2 protein-coding genes and 2 rRNA genes (1 of these 4 only partly in view) are annotated in these 5,000 nt (G+C 39.8%); 3 read left to right on the plus strand and 1 reads right to left on the minus strand.

Annotation, left to right across the window (positions count from 1 at the left end; genetic code table 11):
- Both ACW0JX_RS01560 and rrf read left to right on the plus strand, forming a co-directional pair.
- Positions 1–1,437: ribosomal RNA gene (locus tag ACW0JX_RS01560) — 23S ribosomal RNA — on the plus strand (it extends 1,485 nt beyond the left edge of the window).
- Positions 1,438–1,485: 48 nt separating this feature from the next.
- A 5S ribosomal RNA gene (rrf, locus tag ACW0JX_RS01565) occupies positions 1,486–1,601 on the plus strand.
- Positions 1,602–1,776: 175 nt separating this feature from the next.
- Here the strand turns inward: rrf and pdxR are convergent.
- Positions 1,777–3,189, minus strand: coding sequence for a MocR-like pyridoxine biosynthesis transcription factor PdxR (gene pdxR / locus ACW0JX_RS01570; RefSeq protein WP_459245274.1), 1,413 nt, complete (start codon positions 3,187–3,189; stop codon positions 1,777–1,779).
- Positions 3,190–3,306: 117 nt separating this feature from the next.
- Between pdxR and ACW0JX_RS01575 the strand changes: the two genes are divergently transcribed.
- The gene (locus tag ACW0JX_RS01575; RefSeq protein WP_340785401.1) at positions 3,307–4,266 is read left to right on the plus strand and encodes a proline dehydrogenase family protein; all 960 of its coding nucleotides are present in this window, start codon (positions 3,307–3,309) and stop codon (positions 4,264–4,266) included.
- The last annotated feature ends 734 nt before the right edge of the window (positions 4,267–5,000 follow it).

Consider the following 5,000-nt stretch of genomic DNA (forward strand, 5'->3'; position numbering starts at 1 on the left):
GATAGAAGAAGCGTGCGATTGGTTGTGCACGTCCAAGCAGTTAGGCTGATAAGTAGGCAAATCCGCTTATCGTGAAGGCTGAGCTGTGATGGGGAAGCTCCTTATGGAGCGAAGTCTTTGATTCCCCGCTGCCAAGAAAAGCTTCTAGCGAGATAAAAGGTGCCTGTACCGCAAACCGACACAGGTAGGCGAGGAGAGAATCCTAAGGTGTGCGAGAGAACTCTGGTTAAGGAACTCGGCAAAATGACCCCGTAACTTCGGGAGAAGGGGTGCTTTCTTAACGGAAAGCCGCAGTGAATAGGCCCAAGCGACTGTTTAGCAAAAACACAGCTCTCTGCGAAGCCGTAAGGCGAAGTATAGGGGGTGACACCTGCCCGGTGCTGGAAGGTTAAGGAGAGGGGTTAGCGTAAGCGAAGCTCTGAACTGAAGCCCCAGTAAACGGCGGCCGTAACTATAACGGTCCTAAGGTAGCGAAATTCCTTGTCGGGTAAGTTCCGACCCGCACGAAAGGTGTAACGATTTGGGCACTGTCTCAACCAGAGACTCGGTGAAATTATAGTACCTGTGAAGATGCAGGTTACCCGCGACAGGACGGAAAGACCCCGTGGAGCTTTACTGTAGCCTGATATTGAATTTTGGTACAGTTTGTACAGGATAGGCGGGAGCCATTGAAACCGGAGCGCTAGCTTCGGTGGAGGCGCTGGTGGGATACCGCCCTGACTGTATTGAAATTCTAACCTACGGGTCTTATCGACCCGGGAGACAGTGTCAGGTGGGCAGTTTGACTGGGGCGGTCGCCTCCTAAAGTGTAACGGAGGCGCCCAAAGGTTCCCTCAGAATGGTTGGAAATCATTCGTAGAGTGCAAAGGCATAAGGGAGCTTGACTGCGAGACCTACAAGTCGAGCAGGGACGAAAGTCGGGCTTAGTGATCCGGTGGTTCCGCATGGAAGGGCCATCGCTCAACGGATAAAAGCTACCCCGGGGATAACAGGCTTATCTCCCCCAAGAGTCCACATCGACGGGGAGGTTTGGCACCTCGATGTCGGCTCATCGCATCCTGGGGCTGTAGTCGGTCCCAAGGGTTGGGCTGTTCGCCCATTAAAGCGGTACGCGAGCTGGGTTCAGAACGTCGTGAGACAGTTCGGTCCCTATCCGTCGTGGGCGTAGGAAATTTGAGAGGAGCTGTCCTTAGTACGAGAGGACCGGGATGGACGCACCGCTGGTGTACCAGTTGTTCTGCCAAGGGCATAGCTGGGTAGCTATGTGCGGAAGGGATAAGTGCTGAAAGCATCTAAGCATGAAGCCCCCCTCAAGATGAGATTTCCCATAGCGTAAGCTAGTAAGATCCCTGAAAGATGATCAGGTTGATAGGTTCGAGGTGGAAGCATGGTGACATGTGGAGCTGACGAATACTAATAGATCGAGGACTTAACCATATAATATGTAGCAATGTTATCTAGTTTTGAAGGAATATGCCTTCATAGTTTGGTGATGATGGCAGAGAGGTCACACCCGTTCCCATACCGAACACGGAAGTTAAGCTCTCTAGCGCCGATGGTAGTTGGGACCTTGTCCCTGTGAGAGTAGGACGTCGCCAAGCAACTTTAAGACGAGTCAGAATGACTCGTCTTTTTTGTGTTTTATAAAATAAACTTGTAATTAATGTAGGCTCTATGAGTACGTTTATCTAGCGAGAAACAGCTTTATTTTATTAGAATTTCACATTTAAGTAGCATACCTTCAGAAAAATATGGCTGAGCTTTAAAGTCTATTTGTTAACAAGAATATATACGAAGTATTGCCCTCTGGAGCCTGCTCACACCCTCTTTTATTTCTTCAGTTGTTAAATGGCCATACCCTATAATAATTCGATTGTGATGTTTTCCTTTTTCAATGGCGTGGGCTTCCACAGGATATACTTTCACTCCGAGTTGTTGGATTTTCTCAAGTAATTCTTTTGTGAATTGAACTTGATTGAATTCAACAATCAGATGTAATCCTGTAGAATAACCGAAAATATTGATTGTATTTGAGAATACTGATTTTAATTGCTGGATAAGGAAGTCTCTTCGATTTTTATAGATTTTTTTCATCTTCATAATATGTCGTTCCAAATAACCTTCGGCAATAAATTTAGCAAGGATAAGCTGATTTAAAGAAGGTGTATGTAAATCTGAAAACCATTTTATCCTGCGACATTTTTCAATAAGGTGTGAGGGAAGAACTAAGTATCCCATCCTAAGGGACGGTGATAAAATTTTACTAAATGAACCTATGTATATAACGCGTTCGGGATCCAATCCCTGCAATGAACTTACAGGTGAACCTTCATATCGAAACTCACTATCATAATCATCTTCAATGAGGTAACAATTTGTTTTTCTTGAGTAGTTAACCAATTGAACCCGTCGTTGAATTGGCAACGTTCCACCTAAAGGGAACTGATGAGAAGGAGTAATGAAGATGAATTTTGGATTTTTATTTGCAGGTAACAAAGATGTATTCATCCCATTATCATCAACTGGTATAGGGGAAAGAAAGGCTCCTGAATTTTTAAAAATTGTTTGAATGTCATTGGTGATGGGATCTTCTATTAGTACTTCGTCACCTGATGACAAAAGTAGCTTAGACACAAGTGTTAAAGCTTGTGTTGCACCGGAAGTAATCACCAATTGTTCTGGATGACAAAAAACTCCTCTTGTTTTTAGTAAATACCGTGATAAAACCTTTCTTAATTCGGGACGTCCTTGGGGGATATCATATCCAAACGTAGAAGGAGGTGTTTCATTCCATATCGTGTGAGACAACTTTGCCCATCCTTTACGTGGAAATAAGTCTAATGCTGGTATTCCTGAACGAAAATTAATGATGTTACTCTCTTTGTTTGTTTCTTCACACCAATATAAAGAATCAATTAGAGTTGATTTTTTACGTTGTTCTAAATAAGCTCCTTCGGCAATGAATGTTCCAGCTCCTTGCCGAGTGACCAAAAAGCCTTCGGAAAATAATTGATCATAAGCTTCTAAAATTACATTCCTAGACACACCTAACTCAGAAGATAATTCCCGTGTTGCTGGTAGTTTATCACCAGATTGTAGCTCTCCGTTTAATATTCGTTCACGTATCTGGTGATAAACTTGTCGAATTAAACTTATATCTAAAGATCGATCAATAGGTATCCAAAGCATATAAATGCTCCCTTCATCAAAATTGGTACCATAAAAGTTTGGATGAAATGGTACTAATACAAACCATTTTAGCATGCTATAGTAGGGTCAAATAGTTCTAAAGGAGATGAAAATGTGATGACTAAACCAGAATTACAAGTAGCTCAGGCATTTAAATCGATTGCACGAAATGAACATATAAAAGCATATGTACAACAATCCACTGAACTCTATGCGTTATTATTACAAGCTGCGAAACGCTTTGTCACCGGAGAAACGAGACATGAGGGAATTGGGACGGCAAAAGAACTAATTACAAAAGGTTATCATACTTCACTAGAATACATAGGGGAAAATACTCTAGATATAGAGGCATGCTATAAAGCAAAAAATGAGTTTTTGAATCTTATTGGGGACATGGGTGCTCTATCTATGAAACAAACAGTATCACTCGATTTATCTCATATTGGATTATCTATAGATCCAGAAATATCTTATATTCATTTAATGGAGTTGGCAGAGAAGGCGAAAGTACATGGAACTACCCTTATGATAAGTATGGAAGAATCATCTAAAGCAGCGGACATTCTTTCCATTTATAAAAAGGTAACTGAGCAATATCATAATGTAGGGATAACAATACAGGCACATTTATACCGCTCAAACAACGATATTCAAGAACTCCTTCATTATCCAGGAAAAATAAGAGTTGTAAAAGGTGCCTATCAAGAAGTTCCGGATATTGCTATGCCTAGATCAACTGATTTAAATCAACAGTATCTTCAAATTGTAGAAAAACTAGTTGAAAACCATCACCCTGTATCTATAGCTACACATGATGAAATTCTTATTAAAGAGATGGAGCAACGTCAATATTTTAGTCACCCTAATGTAGAAATAGAAATGTTATATGGAATTCGTCCGGATATGTTAAGAAATTTGAAAAACAAAGGACATAACGCTAGAGTGTATTTGACTTATGGGAAAGATTGGTATTTGTATTTATGTCATCGGATAGCCGAACATCCAGAAAATCTATATTATGCAGTGACAGATATGATACATTCACCTTTACCAGAGCGGAGTAGGGAATATTGAATAGACATTTAATACTGAATGTAAAAATGATTTTGGTTGTTGCCTAAAAATAAGAGCCGGATTTTTCTTAGTGTAGAAATTCCGGCCATTTTATATTGAAATTTTTTTAGTATATATTTGTGTTAAAGGCGGACAGCACCCCTGTAGGTATTGAGAGGATTAAGATTTATAATTGTGCAGCCGTCGTATACCTTGTTGTAGGATTGTTTTTGTATGGTTGTGTATTCTTAGTGGGGAGATAGAAACAACGGAAATTATGATTCTATATGTATTTCAAAAGGGGGATATATACTAGAAATGAAACTAAATGCTTTGTTAGTGAAATGATTCGCTCTTTTAGCAGTAAAACGTAAATATAGGTATGGGTTTAATATCTATTAATGTTATATAAAAAGTGAAGTAATGAAAGGAACGAGTGTTCTGTATGTGTGTGTTCGGTACACTTGATACATTGAGGTGCGTATTTTTAATCCAGTATATGTGTTTAAAAAGGAAATACTATTAATCAATTCGAACCTTGAGCATATCTTAAATATTTATTAAGAGAATATAGCTGTATGGAAATAGATGATACTAAAGATGAAAGAGATATAAGGCTGATATTTCAGTGAAACAGGGATAGTTAATAAATATATTAGTGTGGTTCTATATATTTGCGAGTAAACAGATAAGCAACCATTACTTCATATAAGGAGAACTTGGGACTCTATAACTAGAGTAGTATATGAGTTTAT

It is taken from the genome of Bacillus sp. C-3-6 (assembly GCF_054509685.1).